The sequence below is a fragment of the Actinoplanes sp. NPDC051513 genome, assembly GCF_044454685.1.
Lineage (GTDB): Bacteria > Actinomycetota > Actinomycetes > Mycobacteriales > Micromonosporaceae > Actinoplanes.
The window spans coordinates 84,077-105,686 of record NZ_JBITDW010000010.1; the positions used below are offsets into that span (position 1 = coordinate 84,077).

Below are 21,610 nucleotides of genomic sequence, written 5' to 3' on the forward strand. Positions count from 1 at the left end.
TCAGCGCACCGCCCCTGTGTCCAGGGCGAACAGCTCGCGCAGCTGATCGGTGTTCAGATCCGTGATCCAGTCCTCGCCGGTGCCGACCACCGACGAGGCGAGCGCTTTCTTCCGCTCGATCATCGCGTCGATCTTCTCCTCCAGCGTGCCGGTGCAGATGAACTTGCGGACCTGCACGTCGCGCGACTGTCCGATGCGGTACGCGCGGTCGGTCGCCTGGTCCTCGACCGCGGGATTCCACCACCGGTCGAAGTGGACGACGTGATTCGCGGCGGTCAGGTTGAGCCCGGTGCCCGCGGCCTTGAGAGAAAGCAGGAAGAGCATCGGCTCGTCGTCGGTCTGGAACCGCTCGACCATCTCGTCCCGCCGGGCCTTCGACAGTCCACCGTGGAGCCACAGCACCGGCCGGTCGAGGTGCGCCGCCAGGTACGGCTGCAACAGCGAGCCCCACTCCGAGTACTGGGTGAAGACCAGCGCCTTGTCGCGGTCCTCGATGATCTCCTCGGCCAGCTCCTCGAGACGGGCCAGCTTGCCCGAGCGTGCCGGCAGCCGGGAGCCGTCCTTGAGCAGGTGGGCCGGGTGGTTGCAGACCTGCTTGAGCTTGGTCATCGCCGCGAGGACGTTGCCGCGGCGCTCGATGCCCTCGGTGTTCTCGATCGTGGCCATCATGTCCTCGACCACGGCCTGGTAGAGCGTCGCCTGCTCGGGGGTGAGCGTGCACCAGACCTTCATCTCGTTCTTCTCCGGGAGGTCCGAGATGATCGACTTGTCGGTCTTGAGGCGGCGCAGCACGAACGGGCCGGTGGCGCGCTTGAGGGCGGCCGCGGCGTCCTCGTCCTGGCGCACCTCGATCGGCTCCTGGAAGCGGCGGCGGAAGTGCTTGGCCGGGCCGAGCAGTCCCGGGTTGGCGAAGTCCATGATGGACCAGAGCTCGGCCAGGTGGTTCTCCACCGGGGTGCCGGTCAGGGCGATCCTGGTGCGCGCCTTGATCGCGCGTACCGCCTGGGCCTGGCGGGTGCCGCTGTTCTTGATCGCCTGGGCCTCGTCGCAGACGACCCGTTCCCAGTTGATCTGGTTTAAAGTGGACAAATCACGCACTGCAGTGCCGTAAGTCGTGATCACCAGGTCGGCGTCGTCGATGCCGTCGCGGCGGCGCGACCCGCCATGATGGACGTAAACGCTGATTGACGGGGCGAACCGGGCAGCTTCCTTCTGCCAGTTGCTGACCAGGGACATCGGACAGATCAGCAGGGTCGGGCCCTTGTTCTCGGTCAGCAGCAGCGACAACGTCTGGGCCGTCTTGCCGAGGCCCATGTCGTCGGCGAGGACCCCGCCCAGCCCGAGCCGGGAGAGGAAGCTCAGCCACGAGAGCCCGCGCTCCTGATACGGCCGTAGCGTCCCCTGGAAGCCGTCCGGAGTCGGCAGCGGCGCGATCCGCTCGGCCGCCTGCCCCGACAGCAGGTCGCCCAGCTCCCCGTCGGCGTCCACCTCGACCAGCGGCAGGTCCTCCTCGCCGCCGTCGATCACCTGCTGGAGCACCTCGCCCGCGGTCAGCTCGCCCTCGCGCCGGCGCCCCACCGCCTTGAGGGCCGCCTTGAGCTGCCGGTCGTCGAGCTCCACCCACTGCCCGCGCACCCGCACCAGCGGCACCTTGAGCCGGGCCAGCTCGGCCAGCTCGTCGGCGGTCACCGTGTGCTCGCCGATGACCAGGTCGACCCGGAAGTCGACAAGTTGCTCGAGCCCGAAGCCCGAGCCCGCCACCGCCCGGCTCTTGGTGGTCTTCGATCGGGTGGTCAGCCTGAGGCCGACCGCCTTGCGCCCGGCCCAGGTCGGCAGCTGCACCCCGAAGCCGGCGGCCTGCAACAGCGGCGCGGCCTGCATCAGGAAGTCGTGGGCCTCGCCGGTGCTCAGCTCCATCTCGGCCGGCTCCTGCTCGGCCAGCGCCACGTGCAGCAGTGGGAACAGCCGCACGGCCCGGCCCAGCCCGGCCAGCAGCGTCTCGTCGGGCCGCGGCGGCAGGCCGGGGAAGCGGGCGCCCTCCCAGACGTCGGCGGCCGGCAGCCAGAGGCTCGGGTCCTCGGCCGACTGCAGGGCGAACGCCAGCCCCCAGGCGTCCTCGCCCGGCAGCGGCTCGGTCAGCCGGAAGGAGACGCGGATCGGCCCGTTCGCCTCGTTGGCGGCGCGCATCCAGTCGCCGAGCGCCACACCGAGCTCGCGCACTTCCTCGGGGCGGCTGCCGGGCAGCGTGGGGTCGTCGGCGGTGAGCGCGGCGATCCAGCGGTCGGGGAGGGGCGCCTTGGGGCCGGCCCGGTGGCCGTGCAGCAGGCGTTCGGGCATCACGCCGCGGGCGGCCGCGTCGACCAGGGCGTCGAGCGCCTCGTGCAGGGTGCGGGCCACGCCGGTGTCGCCGGCCCGCACGACCGGGGGCATGGCGGCGGCGAAGTCGCGATAGGTGGCGGCGTCGGCCCCGGTGATCACCGGGCGCCAGCGGGCGGTCGGCACGCCCGCCTCGAGGACCAGCTGAGGGAGCATCCGGCCGCGGCGGGCCAGGTCGCAGGCGAAGCCGGCCAGCAGTTGCAGGTAGCGCACGGAGGCGGCCGGGGTCACCTCCCCCAGGTCGGACAAATCGCCCAATGTTGAGAGCGCCGCGGAGGCAGGGGCGACCAGCGCCGGGATCGGGTACGACCGCAGCGTGAGGCGCTTGGGTGGCTCGGCTCCGGTCTCCGGCGACGGCGCGGGGCCGCGGCTGGTGCCGGGCAGCCGCAGCATGACCGTCGCGGCCGCGACTTTCGCGGCCGCCTCGGGCGACATTCCGGAAATGTCGGGAAGGGGCTCGTCACCCTCTGCCCAGAGCGCCAGCTTTCCGGGCAGCCAGGACCCCTGCAAGACGAGCACACCCACCCCCTGAAACGACGGCATCGAGAGTACGACGGTGACGGGCGCCGCTGTCGTCGCCGAACCGGGGGACGTAATCTTCGAGACGTGACGGCGAACCGGGAGATCGACAGCATCCTGCAGCGCGGCGCGGACGGCGGGCGCATCACGCCCGAGGAAGCGCTGCTGCTCTACACGGAGGCGCCCTTCCACGCGCTGGGCGAGGCGGCCGACACCGTGCGCCGCCGCCGCTACCCCGACGGTGTCGTCACATATCTCATCGACCGCAACATCAACTACACGAACGTGTGCGTCACCGCGTGCAAGTTCTGCGCCTTCTTCCGTGCGCCCAAGCACAACGAGGGCTGGGCCCACCCGATGGAGGAGATCCTGCATCGCTGCGGCGAGGCGATCGACCTCGGCGCCACCCAGGTGATGCTCCAGGGCGGCCACCATCCCGATTTCGGGGTCGAGTACTACGAGGGGCTGTTCGCCGGCGTCAAGCAGGCGTACCCGCAGCTGGTCATCCATTCGATCGGCCCCAGCGAGATCCTGCACATGGCCAAGGTCTCGGGCGTCTCCATCGAGGAGGCGATCCTGCGGATCAAGGCCGCCGGGCTCGACTCGATCGCCGGGGCCGGCGCCGAGATGCTGCCCGAGCGGCCGCGCAAGGCGATCGCCCCGCTCAAGGAGAGCGGCGAGCGCTGGATCGAGGTGATGACCATCGCGCACCGCAACGGGCTGTCCTCCACCGCGACGATGATGATGGGCACCGGCGAGACCAACGCCGAGCGCATCGAGCACATCCGCATGATCCGCGACTGCCAGGACCTCGCCGTGGCCAACGGCTACCGCGACGACGCCGTCGAGAGCTCGCAGGAACTCGGCGGCTTCCGGGCCTTCATCCCGTGGACCTACCAGCCCGAGAACAACCACCTCAAGGGCCGCACCCAGGCGACCAGCATGGAATACCTGCGGTTCATCGCGGTGTCCCGGCTGTTCTTCGACAACGTCGCCCACCTGCAGGCGTCCTGGCTGACCACCGGCAAGGACGTCGGCCAGCTCTCGCTGCACATCGGCGTCGACGACCTCGGCTCGATCATGCTGGAGGAGAACGTGATCTCCTCGGCCGGCGCCCGGCACCGGTCCAACCTGCACGAGCTGATCTGGATGATCCGGTCGGCCGAGCGGACCCCGGCGCAGCGCGACACGCTCTACCGCCACCTCGCTGTGCACCACACCGAGGCCGACGACCCCACCGACGAGCGGGTCGTCTCGCACTTCTCGTCGATCGCCCTGCCCGAGGGCGGACGCAAGAACCTGCCGCTGGTCGACGTCAAGTAAGCACCGCCATTGAGGGGTCACGGTCCACCGTTCGGACAGGTGGGGGTCGGGTAACCGGCCGTGGGGCGATTGCTCCTTCGTAACGAGGCCGGTAAACCCCTGTACCCCTCTGTTCTCGCTGGTTACGTTCAGTCCCGTAAGGCTGAGAACTTCCTTGGAACGTCAAGCTGCAGCTTGACAACCGCGGACCCGACCGATGGCGGTCGTATATATAACGCATAAGGAGCGGGCGGGATGGGCAACCATCCCGCCCGTACTGTTTGTGAGGTTCGCCGTTAGTCCGCCTATGGGTGGTGGGCGGGGCGGTTGGATGGGAGAGAGTTGCCTCGTGACGCGCGCAGATCTGGACAAGCAGCCGCACGAGGTCGCCGAGATGTTCGACGGCGTCGCCCAGCGGTACGACCTCACCAACACGGTGCTCTCCTTCGGCCAGGACCGCGGCTGGCGCCGCGCCACCCGGGCGGCGCTCGGGCTGCGCCCCGGCGAGCGGGTCCTCGACGTGGGCGCCGGCACCGGCGTCTCCACCGAGGAGCTGTCCCGGTCGGGCGCCTACGCGGTCGGCGCCGACCTGTCGATCGGCATGCTGCGGGCCGGGCGCTCGGTGCGGCCGCAGGTGCCGCTGCTGGCCGGGGACGCGCTGCGCCTGCCGTTCCCGAACGCCACCTTCGACGCGGTGACGATCTCCTTCGCGCTGCGCAACGTGGTCGACACCGAGGGGGCGCTGCGCGAGCTCGGGCGGGTCACGCGTCCCGGCGGCCGGCTGGTCGTGTGTGAGTTCAGCCACCCGGTGAATCCGGCGTTCCGTACGGTCTACCTGCAATACCTGATGCGCTCGCTGCCGGCCGTGGCCCGCGGCGTGTCCAGCAATCCCGACGCGTACGTGTATCTGGCGGAATCGATCCGCGCGTGGCCCGACCAGGAGGCCCTCGCCGCCCGGATCGGGGCTTCGGGTCCGTGGGCACGGGTCGGCTGGCGCAATCTCACCGGGGGTGTTGTCGCGCTCCATCGCGCCACTAGGGTATAAAACGGTCATTCGGCTGTCTGGGGCGGTAAACCCTGTTTTGCTGCACCTATGACGACCTTCGGGCAACTAGAGGACACGGACATCGACATCGCCATCGACGACAGCGAAGCGGGCGAGCGCCGCGGCATGGAATTGGCCGCCCGGATCCGCATGGTGGCCGCACAAGATCCGGAACTGGCTCAAGACCTAGTAGATGAGCTGATCGTTGCCCTTGATCGCGCCATGGGCGGTACGTTTCGGGAATACCTGGATCAAGAGCCGAGTACCGGAGCAGAAGGGTCCTTGACAGATAGCGGATCGGGCATTTCACCGGCGCGGAACAGTTAGGGTTGCCTAACCCGAACGAGCTTCGATGGCCGTCTTAGACTCCGATCTGGGCGTGCTTGTGAACTGTTTCACGAGCCCGCACGAGACGGAGGTGTGCCGTGCACAACCCAGAACCATCGGGGCCCGCTGGTCCGTCGGGAGTCATCGAGGACGAAGCCGACGTAATAGTGGTCGGCGCCGGGCCGGGAGGCTCAGCGGCGGCCTACCACATGGCGCGGCACGGCCTGCGGGTCCTGCTGCTGGAGAAGACCGAGTTCCCGCGCGAGAAGGTGTGCGGTGACGGTCTGACCCCGCGCGCCGTCCGGCAGCTCGTCCGGATGGGGGTCGACACCTCCGAAAAGGCCGGTTGGCTGCACAACAAGGGCCTGCGCGTGATCGGCGGCGGCGTCCGCCTCGAGCTGGACTGGCCCGATCTGGCCAGCTTTCCCAACTACGGCCTGGTCCGCACCCGGCTCGACTTCGACGACATGCTCGCCAAGCGCGCGGCCGAGGCCGGCGCGCTGCTGCGCACCGGGGTGAACGTGACCGGCCCGGTCCTCGACGACGAGGGCCGGGCGATCGGCGTCACCGCCAAGATCGGTGCCGCCGAGCCGGTCGAGTTCCGCGCCCCCCTGGTGATCTCCGCCGACGGCGTCTCCGGCAAGCTGCCGCTGGCCATGGGCCTCGCGAAGCGCGACGACCGGCCGATCGGCGTCGCGGTCCGGCGCTACTACCACTCCCCGGTGCGCGCCGACGACGACTACCTCGAGTCCTGGCTCGAGCTGCGCAGCGCGACCGACCACAACCGCCTGCTCCCCGGGTACGGCTGGATCTTCGGCATGGGCGACGGCCGGGTCAACGTGGGCCTCGGCATCCTCAACTCGTCCAGCGCCTTCGGCAAGACCAACTACCGCGCCATGCTCACCGACTGGCTGGCCGGCACGCCCGCCGATTGGGGCATGCGTGACGCACGCAACGCCGACGGCCCGATCCTCGGCGCCGCGCTGCCGATGGGCTTCAACCGGGTGCCGCATTACACCCGCGGGCTCATGCTGGTCGGCGACTCCGGCGGCATGGTCAATCCGATGAACGGCGAGGGTATCGCGTATGCGATGGAGTCCGGCGAGCTCGCGGCGGAGGTCGCCGTGCAGGCGCTCGCCCGGCCCGCGGGCGCCGATCGTGAACGCGCTCTCCGGGCCTATCCGTCCGAGCTGAGCCTGCGGTTCGGCGGCTATTACCGCCTCGGTGGAGTATTCGTGAAGCTGATCGGAAACCCGCAGATCATGCGCCTCGCCACCAAGCACGGCATGCCGCACCCGACGCTGATGCGGTTCGTGCTCAAGCTGCTGGCCAACCTGACGGATCCGCGTGGCGGCGACGCCATGGACCGGATCATCAATGGCCTCACCAAGGTGGCGCCCGCCGTATGAGCCTTGAGCAGAGCCTTCAGCCAGGTCAAGGGCGGCGGCGGGGTGGTTGGACGGGCCCGGTCGACGCACGGCCGAATCGGATTAATAGTGTGAAGAGGCTAACGTTCGAGCAGGAGAGATCATGACGATCAACCCATACGTCCCGATCGTCGGGCTGATGGTCCTGGGCGCGCTGTTCGCGCTGTTCTCGGTCGGTATCGCGCCGATCGTCGGCCCGAAGCGCTACAACCGGGCGAAACTCGAGGCGTACGAGTGTGGGATCGAACCGGCGCCGCAGCCGATCGGCGGCGGGCGTTTCCCGGTGAAGTTCTACCTGACCGCGATGCTCTTCATCATCTTCGACATCGAGACCATCTTCCTGTACCCGTGGGCCGTGTCCTTCGGGGCGCTCGGCGTGTTCGGGTTCGTGGAGATGCTCCTGTTCATCGTCACCGTCTTCATCGCCTACACGTACGTGTGGCGGCGCGGCGGACTCAACTGGGACTGATGCGTCATGGGTATCGAAGAGAAACTCCCTGCCGGAATCCTGCTCACCTCCGTCGAGCTGCTCTCGAACTGGGCGCGTAAGTCGTCGTTCTGGGGCGCCACCTTCGGCCTCGCCTGCTGTGCCATCGAGATGATGGCCGCCGGCGGTCCGCACTACGACCTCGGCCGCTGGGGCATGGAGGTCTTCCGGGCCTCGCCCCGCCAGGCCGACCTCATGATCGTCGCCGGCCGGGTCAGCCAGAAGATGGCGCCGGTCGTCCGCCAGATCTACGACCAGATGCCCGAGCCGCGCTCCGTGATTTCCATGGGTGTTTGCGCGTCGTCCGGCGGCATGTTCAACAACTACGCCATCGTGCAGGGCGTGGACCACATCGTCCCGGTCGACATCTACCTGCCCGGCTGCCCGCCGCGGCCCGAGATGCTGATCGACGCCATCCTCAAGATGCGCGAGAAGGTCCTGCATCAGCCGCTCGGCCCCAACGGCCGCAAGATGCTCGAGGCGCGCAAGGCCGCCGGCAAGATGCCGATCGTCGCCCCCGGCGCGATGCCCTCCTCCTACCGGGCCGACAAGACCCGCCGTGCGGAGTGGACGCAGGCCGTCAAGGAAGGCCGCGAGGAGCAGCTGCGCATCGAGAACTGGATGAAGCTGCAGCCGCACATGCGGAAGGACGGGAAGTGAGCATCGAATCCACTGGCGGCGTCCCGGTGAACGCGGAGCCGGTCGGCGCCGACATCGACGCCCCGGCCCAGGTTCCGCCGAACCCGCAGAAGGGCATGTTCGGCATCCAGGGCACCGGTGACGTCTCCGGCTTCGGCGGCCTGGTCCGGCGCAAGCCCGACGTGGTCGGCAGCCCCAAGCCGTACGGCAGCTACTTCGACGAGGTCACCGACGCCCTCGAGGAGGCGTACCCGGGCTTCGCCGACGCGATCGAGAAGGTCGTGGTCGACCGGGACGAGCTGACGCTGCACATCAAGGCGGAGAAGATCGCCGAGGTCGCACAGACCATGCGGGACGACGAGGCGCTGCGCTTCGAGCTGTGCTCGTCGGTGTCCGGCGTGGACTACCTCAACGCGGACCCGCGCCGCCTGCACGTGACCTACCAGCTGACCTCGATGACCTACCGCCGACGCGTACGCCTCGAGGTCGCCGTTGCCCTCGACGTCCCCGTCCCGAGCGTGACCAGCGTCTACCCCACTGCGGACTGGCAGGAGCGGGAGACGTACGACATGTTCGGCGTGGTTTTCACCGGCCACCCCAACCTGACCCGGATCCTCATGCCGGACGACTGGGAGGGCTACCCGCAGCGCAAGGACTACCCGCTCGGCGGCGTGCCCGTCGAGTACAAGGGCGCCGAGATTCCGCCTCCTGACCAGCGGAGGGTCTACCAATGACTTCATCGGGTTATGCAACTGAGCGAGAGACCACCGAGGGCCGCGTCTTCACGGTCACGGGCGGCGACTGGGACACGGTCACCGGCAGCATCGACCCGTTGTCGAACGAGAAGATCGTCGTCAACATGGGCCCGCAGCACCCGTCCACGCACGGCGTGCTCCGGTTGGTCCTCGAGCTCGAGGGCGAGACGGTCACCGATGTCCGTCCCGTCGTGGGATATCTCCACACCGGCATCGAGAAGAACCTCGAGTATCGCAACTGGACTCAGGGCACCACGTTTGTGACCCGGGCCGACTACCTCGCGCCGCTGTTCAGCGAGGCCGGTTACTGCCTTGCGGTGGAGAAGCTGCTCGGCATCACCGACCAGATCACCGAGCGGGCCACCACGATCCGGGTGCTCTTCATGGAACTCAACCGGATCGCGTCACACCTGGTCTGGCTCGGCACCACCGGTCTGGAGCTCGGCGCGATCTCGATGATGCTGTACGGCTTCCGTGAGCGCGAGTACATCCTGGACATCTTCGAGGAGACCACCGGGCTGCGGATGAACCACGCGTACTTCCGTCCCGGCGGCGTCGCGCAGGACATCCCCGAGTCGGCGATCAAGAAGATCCGCGACTTCCTCGTCTACATGCCGAAGAAGCTCAAGGAGTACGAGGCCATGCTCTCCGGCCAGGTCATTTGGCACGAGCGCACCCAGGGCGTAGCCGTCCTCGACGTCACCGGTTGCCTCGCGCTCGGCATCACCGGCCCGGTGCTGCGCGCCTCGGGCCTGGCCTGGGACCTGCGCAAGACCTTGCCCTACTGCGGCTACGAGAACTACGAGTTCGACGTGCCGACGGCGACCACCGCCGACGTGTGGGGCCGCTACCAGGTGCGGATCGCCGAGATCCGGGAGTCGCTCAAGATCGTGGAGCAGGCTCTCGAGCGGCTCAAGCCCGGCCCGATCTTCATCGCGGACAAGAAGATCGCCTGGCCGGCCCAGCTCGCGGTCGGCATCGACGGCATGGGCAACTCGCTCGAGCACGTCGCCAAGATCATGGGTCAGTCGATGGAGTCGCTGATCCACCACTTCAAGCTCGTGACCGAGGGCTTCCGGGTGCCGCCCGGCCAGGTCTACATCGGCATCGAGGCCCCGCGCGGCGAGCTCGGTGTGCACGCGGTCTCGGACGGCGGCACTCATCCGTACCGGGTGCACATGCGCGACCCGAGCTTCGTGAACCTGCAGGCCATCCCGGCGATGGCCGAAGGCGCGCTGCTGGCCGACGTCATCGCCGGCGGCGCATCCCTGGACCCCGTGATGGGTGGGTGTGACCGCTAAATGTCCGACACGACAATCGAGTTCTCCCCGGCAGCAGCGCCGCTCGCGGAGAAGCTGCTTCCCGCCGCGCTCGAGATCATCGCGCGCTACCCGGAGGGCCGCAGCCGCTCGGCGCTGCTTCCGCTGCTGCACCTGGTGCAGACCGAGGAGGGCCACGTCAGCCCCGGCGGCGTGGCCTTCTGCGCCGAGGTGCTGGGCATCACCAAGGCCCAGGTCGGCGCGGTCGCCACGTTCTACACCATGTACAAGCGTCGCCCCACCGGCGAGTACCTGGTCAGCGTCTGCACCAACACGCTCTGCAACATGATGGGCGGCCAGGAGGTCTACGACCGGCTCAACGACCACCTGGGTGTGGGCCACGACGAGACCACGGCCGACGGCCGGATCACGCTCGAGCACGCCGAGTGCCTGGCGGCCTGCGACTACGCGCCGGTGGTGACGGTCAACTACGACTTCGCCATCGACGAGGCCACTCCGGAGACCGCGATCGCGCTCACCGACAGCCTCCGCAAGGGCGAGCTGCCGACGCCTACACGCGGCGCCCGGATCTGCTCGCTCAAGGAGATGCAGCACCAGCTCGCCGGCTTCACCGACGAGCGGGACGGCGCGGTCGGCGACGGACCGGCCGGCGCATCCACCCTGCGCGGCGTGACCCTGGCCCAGCAGCACGGGATCGCGGTGCCGAACTTCAACCTCGACGCCCCGATCAACAAGACCAAGCCCGCGCCCCGCGAGGAGAGCAAGGGCAAGGTCGCCATGGCCGCCGAGAAGGCGGCCGGCGCCGTGAAGGCGGTCGCGGGCAAGGTCACAGAACACCGCAACTCGGGCAGGCCAATCGACGCCGGGGACGCCAAGGACCCGGAGGTGCGCACCGCCGAGGCGCGCAACCCCACCGGCGGCACGCCGGACAAGACCGGCACCACCGAGGTCGCCTCGCCCGCCCCGGCGAACCCCGCCGAGGCCGCCGGGGTCGCGAGCAACAAGCCCGCCGGTGACGCCAAGCCGGCCGGCGACAGCGTCGGCAACGAGGAGCAGAAGTGACTCAGCCACGGCGTGAGGTTCTCGAGAAGCTGACCCCCGTCCTCACCAAGCGCTGGCTCTCGCCGGACGCCTGGAAGATCGACGTCTATGAGCGGCTGGACGGCTACGCGGCGCTCAAGAAGGCGCTCGACGTGCACCCCGACGACCTGATCCAGCTGGTGAAAGACTCTGGCCTGCGCGGCCGCGGCGGCGCGGGCTTCCCCACCGGTCTCAAGTGGGGCTTCATCCCGCAGGGCGACGGCAAGCCGCACTACCTGGTCATCAACGCCGACGAGGGCGAGCCGGGCACCTGCAAGGACCTGCCCCTGATGACCTACGACCCGCACTCGCTGATCGAGGGCGCGATCATCGCCTCGTACGCGATCCGGGCCAACCGCGCCTTCATCTACATCCGCGGCGAGGCGGTGCACGCGGCCCGCCGGCTGCGGGCCGCCGTCAAGCAGGCGTACGCGAAGGGCTACCTCGGCACGAACATCCTGGGCTCGGGCTTCGACCTCGACCTGGTCGTGCACTCGGGCGCCGGCGCGTACATCTGCGGCGAGGAGACCGCGCTGCTCGACTCGCTGGAGGGCTTCCGCGGCCAGCCCCGGCTGCGCCCGCCCTTCCCGGCCATCGCCGGCCTGTACGCGAGCCCGACGGTGGTCAACAACGTCGGCACCATCGCCAGCGTGCCCTACATCGTGCTGGGCGGCGCCGACTGGTGGCGCAGCATGGGCTCCGAGAAGTCGACCGGCCCGATGATCTACTCGCTCTCCGGCCGGATCGCCAACCCGGGCCAGTACGAGTGCGGCCTCGGCATCACGCTGCGCGAGCTGATCGAGCTCGCCGGCGGCATGAAGCCCGGGCACACCCTGAAGTTCTGGACGCCGGGCGGCTCGTCGACCCCGTTGCTGACGGCCGAGCACATCGACACCCCGATGGACTTCGAGGGCGTCGCCGCGCAGGGCTCGTTGCTGGGCACCACGGCCATGCAGATCTTCGGCGACCAGGACTGCCCGGTCTACGCGACCTGGCGGTGGCTGGAGTTCTACCACCATGAGTCGTGCGGCAAGTGCACGCCGTGCCGCGAGGGCAACTACTGGATGGTCCGCACCTACCGGCGGATCCTCTCCGGCGAGGGCACCTACGCCGACCTCGACACCCTGCAGGACACCGCCGACAACATCTTCGGCCGGTCGTTCTGCGGTCTGGGCGACGGCGCGGCCACGCCGGTCATCTCGACGTTGAAGTTCTTCCGCCAGGACTACCTGGACTACATCGAGGGCCGCACAGCTCCGCGCTTGTCGGCTAAGGCCCTGGTTGGAGCTCACTGATGACCGACGTAGCCAAGAAGACGGATACCGTCACGCTGACCATCGACGGGATCGCGGTCACCGCCGAGAAGGGCGAGCTGGTCATCCGGGTCGCCGAGCGGATGGGCATCGCGATTCCCCGGTTCTGCGACCACCCGCTGCTCGCCCCGGCCGGCGCCTGCCGCCAGTGCCTGGTCGAGATCGAGGGCCAGCGCAAGCCGGTCGCCTCCTGCACGCAGGCGGTCGCCGAGGGCATGGTGGTGCACACGCAGCTCACCTCCGAGGTGGCCGACAAGGCCCAGCACGGCGTGATGGAGCTCCTGCTCGCCAACCACCCGCTGGACTGCCCGACCTGCGACAAGGGTGGCGAGTGCCCGCTGCAGAACCAGGCGATGTCCAACGGCCGCGCCGAGTCCCGCTTCCACGAGCACAAGCGGGAGTACGAGAAGCCGATCCACATCTCCAGCCAGGTGCTGCTCGACCGCGAGCGCTGCATCCTGTGCCAGCGCTGCACGCGGTTCTCCGAGGAGATCGCCGGCGACAAGTTCATCGACCTGATGGACCGCTCCTCGGCTGAGCAGATCAACGTGTACCGGGACGACTTCTTCGGCGGCCGGGGCACCGGCGACGGGCAGGTCGGCGAGGGCGAGGGGGATGTCGCCTTCAACTCGTACTTCTCCGGCAACACCATCCAGATCTGCCCGGTGGGCGCGCTCACCGGCGAGCAGTACCGCTTCCGGGCCCGCCCGTTCGACCTGGTCTCCACGCCGACCGCGTGCGAGCACTGCGCGGCCGGCTGCTCGATGCGCGCCGACCACCGCCGCGGCAAGGTGCTGCGCCGCCTGGCCGGCGACGACCCGGCGGTCAACGAGGAGTGGAACTGCGACAAGGGCCGGTGGGGCTTCCGCTACGCCACCGCCAACGACCGCATCATGAACCCGCTGATCCGCGACTCCCGCAGCGGTGAGCTGCGCGAGGCCTCCTGGAGCGAGGCGCTGCTCGCGGCGGCCGAGGGTCTCAAGGCGGCCAAGGCCGCCGGCGGCGTCGGGGTGCTGACGGGCGGCCGGCTCACGGTGGAGGACGCGTACGCGTACGCGAAGTTCGCCCGGGTCGCGCTCGGCACCAACGACATCGACTTCCGGAGCCGCCCGCTCAGCGCCGAGGAGGCCGACTTCCTGGCCGCCTCGGTGGCCGGCGGGGTCTCCGACGTGACCTACGAGGACGTTGAGAAGGCCCCGGTCGCGGTCATCGTCGGGCTCGAGCCGGAGGAGGAGTGCCCCATCCTCTTCCTGCGGCTGCGCAAGGCCGCCGACAAGGGCAGGCTCCGGGTCACGGCGGTCGCGCCGTATCTGACCCGCGGCTTCACCAAGATCAGCGCGTCGCTCGTCGCGGCCGCCCCCGGCGAGGAGGCCAGGATCCTGGCCGACGACCCGGCCGTGGCCGCGGCGCTCGCCACGCCGGGCGCGCTGCTGATCGTCGGCGAGCGCCTGGCCACCGTGCCGGGCGGGCTCTCCGCGGCGGCCGCGGCGGCCGAGCGCACCGGCGCCCGCCTCGCGTGGGTGCCGCGCCGGGCCGGCGACCGTGGCGCCGTCGACGCCGGCTGCCTGCCCAACCTGCTCCCCGGCGGCCGTCCGGTCGCCGACCCGGCGGCCCGCGCCGAGCTCTCGCTGGCCTGGGACGTCGAGGCCGGCGGCCTGCCCAGCAAGCCGGGCCGCGACACCGACGCGATCGTCGCGGCCGCCGCGAAGGGCGAGCTCGGCGGCCTGCTGGTCGCGGGCGTCGACCCGTCCGACCTGGCCGACCCGCGCCTCGCCGAGCAAGCGCTCGACAAGGCCGGCTTCGTGGTCAGCCTCGAGATCCGCGGCAGCGCGGTCACCCGCCGGGCCGACGTGGTGCTCCCGGTGGCTCCGGCCCAGGAGAAGTCGGGCACCTTCATGGACTGGGAGGGCCGGCTCCGCTCGTTCGAGACCGTCCTGCCGACCACGGCGATGACCGACGGCCGGGTGCTCGAGGCGATCGCGGCCCTGCTCGACGTCTCGTCCAACCACCCCGCCACCGCCCTAGGAACGACTAAAAGCATCTCGCTGGGCACCGGCGACGTGATGGCGATCCGGCGCGAGCTGGGCGCCATGCCGCCGAGCAAGGCCGACCGCCCGGCGCTGCCGACGGTGGCCCCGGCCGCGGCCAAGGCGCCCGCCGCCGGCGAGGCCGTGCTCGCCACCTGGCACCACCTGATCGACATGGGCTCGCTGCTCGACGGCGACGACGTGCTCAAGGGCACGGCCCGGCCGCCGGTCGTCCGGATCGGCAAGGACCTCGCCGAGTCGCTCGGCGTGGCCGAGGGCGACATCGTCACCGTGAGCACCGACCGGGGTGGCATCTCGCTCCCGGCCGCGATCACCGACCTGCCCCCGCAGGTGGTGTGGCTTCCCACCAACTCGCCGGGTTCGACACTGCGTCGCAGCCTCGGCGTCACTTCGGGGGCGATCGTCCGGCTCACCGCCGGCGTTCCAGGCCCGATCCTCGCCGAGGGGGCAAACGCATGATCTCCATGGTTGTGGCGGCGCACGCCCAGGACCCGACGCTCGAGTCGTTCGAGAACGACGTCTGGTGGATCGTCCTGATCAAGCTGGTCGGCGTCTTCGTGCTCCTCCTGCTGCTGACCCTGTTCACGATCAACTATGAGCGCAAGGTCGTGGCCCGGATGGCGGTCCGGCCGGGCCCCAACCAGGTCGGACCCAAGGGCTGGCTGCAGAGCCTCACCGACGGCCTGAAGCTTCCGTTCAAGGAAGAGATCATCCCGAAGACCGCCGACAAGGTGGTCTATTTCATCGCGCCGGTGATCTCCTGTACGACGGCCTTCACGGCGTTCGCGGTGATCCCGTTCGGCGGCGTGGTCAGCATGTTCGGCCACAAGACCGCGCTGCAGCTCACCGACGTGCCGGTCTCGGTGCTGGTGCTGCTGGCCTGCTCCTCGATGAGCGTGTACGGCGTGGTGCTCTCCGGCTGGGCGTCCGGCTCGACCTACCCGCTGCTGGGTGGCCTGCGGTCGAGCGCGCAGATGATCTCGTACGAGGTCGCGATGGGCCTCTCGATCGTCGCGGTCTTCATGACCGCCGGCACGATGAGCACCTCGCAGATCGTGAAGGCGCAGGCCGAGGGCAACCCCTTCCACTTCCTCGGCATGGACCTGACCACGCCGAGCTGGTACGCGGTGCTGCTGCTCCCCAGCTTCGTGATCTACATGATCTCGGCGGTCGGCGAGACCAACCGGGCGCCGTTCGACCTCCCCGAGGCCGAGTCCGAGCTGGTCGGCGGCTTCCACACCGAGTACTCGTCGTTCAAGTTCGCCATGTTCTTCCTGGCCGAGTACATCAACATGATCACCGTGTCGGCGTTTTGTACCACGCTCTTCCTCGGTGGGTGGCGTGCACCATGGCCGATCACCGCGGTCTGGGCGGGCGCCAACTCCGGCTGGTTCGGCATGATCTGGTTCTTCGCCAAGGTGCTGATCTTCCTGTTCGGCTTCATCTGGCTGCGGGCCACGCTTCCCCGGATGCGGTACGACCAGTTCATGCGCTTCGGGTGGAAGGTCCTCATCCCGGTCAACCTGGTGTGGATCCTCTTCCTCTCGTACGTCAAGGTCGCGAACAACGAGCTCGCCGACCGCACCAAGTGGCTGTCGATCGGCGGCATCGTGGTCGTCGTCCTGCTGGTCGCCCTCTTCTGGCCGGCGGCCCGCAAGCCGCGGCAGATCTCCATCGAGGAACAGCTGGCGGCCCGTCCACCGGGCAGCTTCCCGGTGCCACCGATGGATCTACAGATACCCCCGAGCCCGCGGGCACGCCGCGCGGTGGCCGAACGCACCCCCGCCACCGTCGGCGGCGAATCCGAAACCAAGGAGGTGTGATGTGGGGACGTTCACGGGTTCCTTCAAGGGCTTCGGTGTGACCTTCGCGCACATGTTCCGCAAGGTCATCACCACCGACTACCCGTTCTCCCCGCCCACCCCGGCGCCGCGCTACCACGGGCGGCACATCCTCAACCGGCACCCGGACGGCCTCGAGAAGTGCATCGGCTGCGAGCTGTGCGCCTGGGCCTGCCCGGCCGATGCGATCTACGTCGAGGGCGGCGACAACACCGAGGAGGAGCGATTCTCGCCCGGTGAGCGGTACGCGAAGATCTACCAGATCAACTACGCGCGCTGCATCTTCTGCGGACTCTGTATCGAGGCCTGCCCGACCCGTTCGCTGACCATGAGCAACGAGTACGAGCTGGCCCGCGACAGCCGGCAGGACCTGATCTTCACGAAGAAGGAACTGCTGGCGCCGCTGCTGCCGGGAATGGAGCAGCCGCCGCACCCGATGCGCCTGGGCGAGACCGACAAGGACTACTACCTCGGGGCGCTCACCAACCCGGGCACCTCGGCCGGCGCCGAACGCGCGCCGTGGGCGACCAACGAGGCTGCCGACGGAACGGGCGAGGCTGGGCCTCTACCCAAGCCTGGACTATCAGTCGGCGGAGCCACGGAGGGCGTGCGATGAGCCACGTATCGACCGGCGAGGCGTGGGCCTTCTGGATCCTCGGCACGATCTCGGTGATCGGCGCGCTCGGCATGGTGCTCGCCCGTAACGCGGTGCACTCCGCGCTCTGGCTCGTGCTGACCATGCTCTGCCTGGGCTTCATGTACGTGGTCAACTCGGCGCCGTTCCTCGGCATGGTGCAGATCATCGTCTACACCGGCGCGATCATGATGCTGTTCCTCTTCGTGCTCATGCTGGTCGGCCGGGACGCCTCCGACTCGTTGATCGAGACGTTACGCGGGCAACGGGTCGCGGCCGTCGTCCTCGGCGTGGGCTTCGCGGCGCTGGTCGCCACCGGCCTCGCCCGGGGGGTCGGCGACCTCCCGGCGGTCGGTCTCACCCAGGCGAACGCCGAGCACGGCGGCAACGTGCAGGGTCTGGCCAGTCTGCTGTTCACCCGCTACGTCTTCGCCTTCGAGATCACGTCGGCCCTGCTGATCACGGCGGCGGTCGGCGCGATGGTGATGGCGCACGTCGAGCGGGCCAAGGCCGACATCATGGACCAGGTCACCCGCATGACCCGGCGGTTCCGGCCGGGCAACTATCCCGGCCCGAAGCCGGGCCCAGGCGTCTACGCCAACACGATGTCGGTCGCTGCGCCCGCGCGGCTGCCCGACGGCAACGGCAGCGAGCGGAGCATCTCGCCGATCCTGCCCGTGCGTGAGCTGACCGCCCAGGAAGCGGCTCCGAAGGGAACCGAAAAATGAGCGCGGAGCGTTGGTCTTCGATAAAGGTGGCGCAGTGACTCCCGACTACTACCTCATCCTCGCGGCGATCCTCTTCACCATCGGCGCGACCGGGGTGCTCATCCGCCGCAACGCGATCGTGTTGTTCATGTGCATCGAGCTCATGCTCAACGCGGCGAACCTGGCGCTGGTCACCTTCAGCCGGATCAACGGCACCCTCGACGGTCAGATCATCTCGTTCTTCGTGATGGTCGTCGCGGCGGCCGAGGTCGTGGTGGGTCTCGCCATCATCATGTCGATCTTCCGTACGCGACGCTCGGCGAGCGTCGACGACGCGAACCTTCTTAAGTACTAAAGGGGCCTTCCTGTGGAACAGACAGTGGAGTATGCCCACGCGACGGGAGCGTTGAGCGGAATCTGGCTTTTGGTGGCCATTCCGCTTGCCAGCGCCGCGGTCCTGCTGCTCCTCGGCAAGCGGGCCGACAAGTGGGGACACTGGCTAGGCGTCCTCGCGGTGGCGGCCTCGTTCGTGCTGGGGCTGATCTTCTTCTTCAGTCTCGCCGGGCTCGACGCCGAGCACCGGTCGGCCGAGCTGAGCATGTGGGACTTCATCTCCGTCGGTGGGTTGCATGTCGACTTCGGCATGCTGTTCGACCCGCTGTCCGGCGTCTTCGTCCTGCTGATCACGGGCGTCGGCTCGCTGATCCACCTGTACGCGGTCGGCTACATGGAGCACGACCCGGGACGCCGCAAGTTCTTCGGCTACTTCAACCTCTTCGTCGCGGCGATGTTGCTGCTGGTCCTCGGCAACAACTACGTGATGCTCTACTTCGGCTGGGAGGGCGTCGGTCTCGCCTCGTACCTGCTGATCTCGTTCTGGTACACCCGGCCGTCCGCGGCCACCGCCGGCAAGAAGGCGTTCCTGATGAACCGGGTCGGCGACGCCGGCTTGGCCATCGGCATCTTCGTGATGTTCGCCCAGCTCGGCACCACCCAGTACGCCGAGGTCTTCAACGGGGTCAGCTCGCTGTCGGCCACGACCGTCCTGATCCTGGGCATTCTGCTGCTGCTCGGCGCGGCCGGTAAGTCCGGCCAGTTCCCGCTGCAGGCGTGGTTGCCCGACGCCATGGAGGGTCCGACCCCGGTCTCGGCCCTCATCCACGCCGCGACCATGGTCACCGCGGGCGTCTACCTGGTCGCCCGCTCCAACTACATCTTCTCGGCGAACACCACGATGCAGACGATCGTGGTCAGCGTCGGCGCGCTCACGCTGCTGATGGGCTGCATCATCGGCGCCGCCAAGGACGACATCAAGCGGGTCCTGGCCTGGTCGACGGTCAGCCAGATCGGCTACATGTTCCTGGGTGTCGGCATCGGTGGCGGGGCGTACGCGCTGGCGATCATCCACCTGCTCGCGCACGGCTTCTTCAAGGCCAACATGTTCCTCGGGGCCGGCTCGGTCATGCACGGCATGCACGACCAGGTCGACATCCGGCGCTTCGGCGGCCTGCGCAAGTACATGAGGTGGACCTGGCTCACCTTCATGATGGGCTGGCTCGCGATCATCGGCATTCCGCCGCTGTCCGGCTTCTTCTCGAAGGATCCGATCATCGAGGCGGCCTACTCCCGCGGTGACTGGACGTCCTGGCTGTTCGGCACGGCCGCGCTGCTCGGCGCCGGCCTGACCGCGTTCTACATGACCCGGCTCTACGTGCTGACGTTCCACGGCCCTGAGCGCTACACCGAGGAGAACAAGCACCCGCACGAGTCGCCGCTGATCATGACGATTCCGCTGATGCTGCTGGCCCTCGGCTCGATCGTCGCCGGCTTCCTGCTCAGCCGTCAGTCGGCCATCCCGCAGTGGCTCGAGCCGGTCACCGGCGAGGGCGAGCACAGCCCGGTCATGAACAAGTACGTGATCTCCACGCTCACGCTGGTTCTCTCGGTCGCCGGCGCGGGCCTGGCCTACGCGCTCTTCCGCCGCGGCACCGCTCTGCAGGAGCAGCCGGCCGGCGCGGTCGTCACGGCGGCCCGGCGCAACCTGTACACCGACGCGTTCAACGAGGCGGTGTTCGAGCGGCCCGGCATCTACCTGACCCGGGCGCTGGTCTACCTCGACAACAGGGGAATCGACGGCATCGTGAACGGCATCGCGGCCGGCGTCGGCGGCAGTTCCGGCCGGCTACGAAGGCTCCAGACCGGCTTCGTCCGGTCGTACGCCCTCTCCATGCTCACCGGCGCCCTGCTCGTGGTCGGCGCCTTCCTCGCGATCCAGTTGGGGTGGCTCGCATGAGCGGCTTTCCGTTTCTCGGCATCCTGACCCTGCTGCCCCTGGTCGGCGCGATCGTGGTCGCCGCGATCCCGCGCCGCAACGCCGAGCTGGCGAAGCAGATCGCGCTGATCTGGTCGCTCGTCGTGCTGGTGCTCAGCATCTTCATGTGGGTGGCCTTCAAGGTCGACGGCGACCGGTTCCAGTTCCACGAGTCGTACGCGTGGATCCCCTCCTGGGACGCCCGCTTCACCTTCGCGGCCGACGGCATCGCGCTCGTCATGCTGATGCTGATCGCGGTGCTCACCCCGGTCGTGATCCTCGCGTCCTGGAACGACGTCGATCAGGAGAAGCGCTCCGCGCCGGTCTACTTCGCGCTCCTGCTGGCCTTCGAGTTCACGATGATCGGCGTCTTCGCGGCCGCCGACGTGTTCCTCTTCTATGTGTTCTTCGAGGTCATGCTGATCCCGATGTACTTCATCATCGGGTCGTTCGGCGGGCCCCGCCGGCAGTACGCGGCGGTCAAGTTCTTCCTCTACAGCCTGGTCGGCGGTCTGTTCATGCTGGCCTCGGTGATCGGCCTCTGGGTGGTCAGCGGGCACACGTTCGACTTCGCCAAGCTGATCGAGTCGGTCAACTCGATCGACCAGAACACCGCCCGCTGGCTGTTCCTCGGCTTCTTCGTGGCCTTCGCGATCAAGGCGCCATTCTTCCCGTTCCACACCTGGCTGCCCGACGCCGGTGGCGCCGCCCCGGCGGGCGCGGCCGCGCTGCTGGTCGGCGTGATGGACAAGGTCGGCACCTTCGGCATCCTGCGCTACTGCCTCCCGCTGTTCCCGGAGGCGTCCCGCTGGTTCGCGCCGGCTGCGCTGGTGCTCGCGGTCATCGGCATCATCTACGCGGCGCTGCTCGCGATCGGCCAGAACGACCTCAAGCGGCTGGTCTCGTACACGTCGATCGCCCACTTCGGTTTCATCGGCATCGGCATCTTCGCCTTCACCACCCAGGCCGGCACCGGGGCGGTGCTGTACATGGTGAACCACGGCCTGGCCACCGGCCTGCTGTTCATCGTGGTCGGCATGTACGTGGCCCGGCGCAACTCCAGCCTGGTCAGCGACTTCGGCGGCGCCGGCAAGCTCACCCCGGTCCTGGCCGGCGTGCTGCTCTTCGCCGGTCTCGCCTCGCTGGCCCTGCCGGGCACGGCGCCGTTCATCAGCGAGTTCCTGGTGCTGATCGGCACGTTCACGGTGCACAAGGCGTACGCCGTCATCGCGACCGCGGGCATCATCCTCGCCGCCGCCTACGTCCTCTGGATGGTGCAGCGCACCACCCAGGGCACGCTGAACCCGGCCCTCGAAGAGGTCCCGGCGATGCGCAAGGACATCACCCTGCGGGAGAAGGTCGTGGTCGCGCCGCTGATCCTCCTGCTCATCCTGCTCGGCTTCTACCCGAAGCCGGTCACCGATGTGATCAATCCGGCGGTGCAGGCGACCATGCAGGACGTCGGAAAGACCGACCCGGGCCCGACGTCGGTCGTTGCTAACGGAGGGGCGCGCTAGCC

At 68.9% G+C, this 21,610-nt stretch carries 18 protein-coding genes; 17 read left to right on the top strand and 1 reads right to left on the bottom strand.

Features of this window, described 5'->3' with window-relative positions:
• Positions 1-2,919: a DEAD/DEAH box helicase gene (locus ACIA5D_RS29515; RefSeq protein ID WP_396033555.1), complete on the bottom strand. Its 2,919-nt coding sequence runs from the start codon at positions 2,917-2,919 to the stop codon at positions 1-3.
• Between the two features lie 63 nt (positions 2,920-2,982).
• Here ACIA5D_RS29515 and mqnC point away from each other — a divergent pair, with 63 nt between their 5' ends.
• From mqnC to ACIA5D_RS29600, 17 genes are all read left to right on the top strand, one after another.
• Positions 2,983-4,218: a cyclic dehypoxanthinyl futalosine synthase gene (mqnC, locus tag ACIA5D_RS29520; RefSeq protein WP_396033556.1), complete on the top strand. Its 1,236-nt coding sequence runs from the start codon at positions 2,983-2,985 to the stop codon at positions 4,216-4,218.
• A 310-nt stretch (positions 4,219-4,528) separates the two neighbouring features.
• Entirely contained in the window at positions 4,529-5,242 is a 714-nt protein-coding gene (locus tag ACIA5D_RS29525) for a demethylmenaquinone methyltransferase (RefSeq protein ID WP_396033557.1), read from the top strand.
• Positions 5,243-5,290: 48 nt separating this feature from the next.
• Positions 5,291-5,569: a hypothetical protein gene (locus ACIA5D_RS29530; protein ID WP_396033558.1), complete on the top strand. Its 279-nt coding sequence runs from the start codon at positions 5,291-5,293 to the stop codon at positions 5,567-5,569.
• 98 nt (positions 5,570-5,667) lie between these two features.
• Complete coding sequence (locus ACIA5D_RS29535) at positions 5,668-6,978, top strand: geranylgeranyl reductase family protein (protein ID WP_396033559.1); 1,311 nt, start codon at positions 5,668-5,670, stop codon at positions 6,976-6,978.
• Between the two features lie 127 nt (positions 6,979-7,105).
• Complete coding sequence (locus ACIA5D_RS29540; RefSeq protein ID WP_396033797.1) at positions 7,106-7,465, top strand: NADH-quinone oxidoreductase subunit A; 360 nt, start codon at positions 7,106-7,108, stop codon at positions 7,463-7,465.
• Between the two features lie 6 nt (positions 7,466-7,471).
• Entirely contained in the window at positions 7,472-8,143 is a 672-nt protein-coding gene (locus tag ACIA5D_RS29545; protein WP_396033562.1) for a NuoB/complex I 20 kDa subunit family protein, read from the top strand.
• Positions 8,140-8,856 (top strand): NADH-quinone oxidoreductase subunit C, encoded by a 717-nt coding sequence (locus tag ACIA5D_RS29550; RefSeq protein ID WP_396033563.1) that lies wholly within the window; start codon positions 8,140-8,142, stop codon positions 8,854-8,856. Before ACIA5D_RS29545 ends, ACIA5D_RS29550 begins: the two co-directional genes overlap by 4 nt.
• Entirely contained in the window at positions 8,853-10,178 is a 1,326-nt protein-coding gene (locus ACIA5D_RS29555) for an NADH-quinone oxidoreductase subunit D (RefSeq protein WP_396033564.1), read from the top strand. Before ACIA5D_RS29550 ends, ACIA5D_RS29555 begins: the two co-directional genes overlap by 4 nt.
• On the top strand, positions 10,179-11,219 hold the full coding sequence (nuoE, locus tag ACIA5D_RS29560; RefSeq protein ID WP_396033565.1) for an NADH-quinone oxidoreductase subunit NuoE: 1,041 nt from the start codon (positions 10,179-10,181) through the stop codon (positions 11,217-11,219). It begins immediately after the preceding gene.
• On the top strand, positions 11,216-12,532 hold the full coding sequence (nuoF, locus tag ACIA5D_RS29565) for an NADH-quinone oxidoreductase subunit NuoF (protein WP_396033566.1): 1,317 nt from the start codon (positions 11,216-11,218) through the stop codon (positions 12,530-12,532). The genes nuoE and nuoF overlap by 4 nt, the downstream gene beginning before the upstream one ends.
• Positions 12,532-15,057, top strand: coding sequence for an NADH-quinone oxidoreductase subunit G (locus tag ACIA5D_RS29570; protein WP_396033567.1), 2,526 nt, complete (start codon positions 12,532-12,534; stop codon positions 15,055-15,057). Before nuoF ends, ACIA5D_RS29570 begins: the two co-directional genes overlap by 1 nt.
• A 5-nt stretch (positions 15,058-15,062) precedes the next feature.
• Positions 15,063-16,421, top strand: a complete 1,359-nt coding sequence (gene nuoH, locus ACIA5D_RS29575; protein ID WP_396033798.1) for an NADH-quinone oxidoreductase subunit NuoH — start codon at positions 15,063-15,065, stop codon at positions 16,419-16,421.
• Position 16,422: 1 nt separating this feature from the next.
• On the top strand, positions 16,423-17,055 hold the full coding sequence (gene nuoI, locus ACIA5D_RS29580; RefSeq protein WP_396033568.1) for an NADH-quinone oxidoreductase subunit NuoI: 633 nt from the start codon (positions 16,423-16,425) through the stop codon (positions 17,053-17,055).
• Positions 17,052-17,801 carry an NADH-quinone oxidoreductase subunit J gene (locus tag ACIA5D_RS29585; protein ID WP_396033569.1) on the top strand — a complete coding sequence of 250 codons (750 nt, stop codon included), beginning with the start codon at positions 17,052-17,054 and terminating at the stop codon, positions 17,799-17,801. Before nuoI ends, ACIA5D_RS29585 begins: the two co-directional genes overlap by 4 nt.
• A gap of 34 nt (positions 17,802-17,835) precedes the next feature.
• Positions 17,836-18,135 (top strand): NADH-quinone oxidoreductase subunit NuoK, encoded by a 300-nt coding sequence (gene nuoK, locus ACIA5D_RS29590; protein WP_396033570.1) that lies wholly within the window; start codon positions 17,836-17,838, stop codon positions 18,133-18,135.
• Positions 18,136-18,147: 12 nt separating this feature from the next.
• Positions 18,148-20,073, top strand: a complete 1,926-nt coding sequence (nuoL, locus tag ACIA5D_RS29595) for an NADH-quinone oxidoreductase subunit L (RefSeq protein WP_396033571.1) — start codon at positions 18,148-18,150, stop codon at positions 20,071-20,073.
• Complete coding sequence (locus tag ACIA5D_RS29600; protein ID WP_396033573.1) at positions 20,070-21,608, top strand: NADH-quinone oxidoreductase subunit M; 1,539 nt, start codon at positions 20,070-20,072, stop codon at positions 21,606-21,608. Before nuoL ends, ACIA5D_RS29600 begins: the two co-directional genes overlap by 4 nt.
• The last annotated feature ends 2 nt before the right edge of the window (positions 21,609-21,610 follow it).

Excerpts from the sequence above, each read along its gene's own strand:
- ACIA5D_RS29515 (WP_396033555.1), bottom strand. The coding sequence starts at position 2,919 with ATGCCGTCGTTTCAGGGGGTGGGTGTGCTCGTCTTGCAGGGGTCCTGG.
- ACIA5D_RS29525 (WP_396033557.1), top strand. The coding sequence starts at position 4,529 with ATGGGAGAGAGTTGCCTCGTGACGCGCGCAGATCTGGACAAGCAGCCG.
- ACIA5D_RS29530 (WP_396033558.1), top strand. The coding sequence starts at position 5,291 with ATGACGACCTTCGGGCAACTAGAGGACACGGACATCGACATCGCCATC.
- ACIA5D_RS29545 (WP_396033562.1), top strand. The coding sequence starts at position 7,472 with ATGGGTATCGAAGAGAAACTCCCTGCCGGAATCCTGCTCACCTCCGTC.
- ACIA5D_RS29555 (WP_396033564.1), top strand. The coding sequence starts at position 8,853 with ATGACTTCATCGGGTTATGCAACTGAGCGAGAGACCACCGAGGGCCGC.
- nuoE (WP_396033565.1), top strand. The coding sequence starts at position 10,179 with ATGTCCGACACGACAATCGAGTTCTCCCCGGCAGCAGCGCCGCTCGCG.
- ACIA5D_RS29570 (WP_396033567.1), top strand. The coding sequence starts at position 12,532 with ATGACCGACGTAGCCAAGAAGACGGATACCGTCACGCTGACCATCGAC.
- nuoH (WP_396033798.1), top strand. The coding sequence starts at position 15,063 with ATGGTTGTGGCGGCGCACGCCCAGGACCCGACGCTCGAGTCGTTCGAG.
- ACIA5D_RS29585 (WP_396033569.1), top strand. The coding sequence starts at position 17,052 with ATGAGCCACGTATCGACCGGCGAGGCGTGGGCCTTCTGGATCCTCGGC.
- ACIA5D_RS29600 (WP_396033573.1), top strand. The coding sequence starts at position 20,070 with ATGAGCGGCTTTCCGTTTCTCGGCATCCTGACCCTGCTGCCCCTGGTC.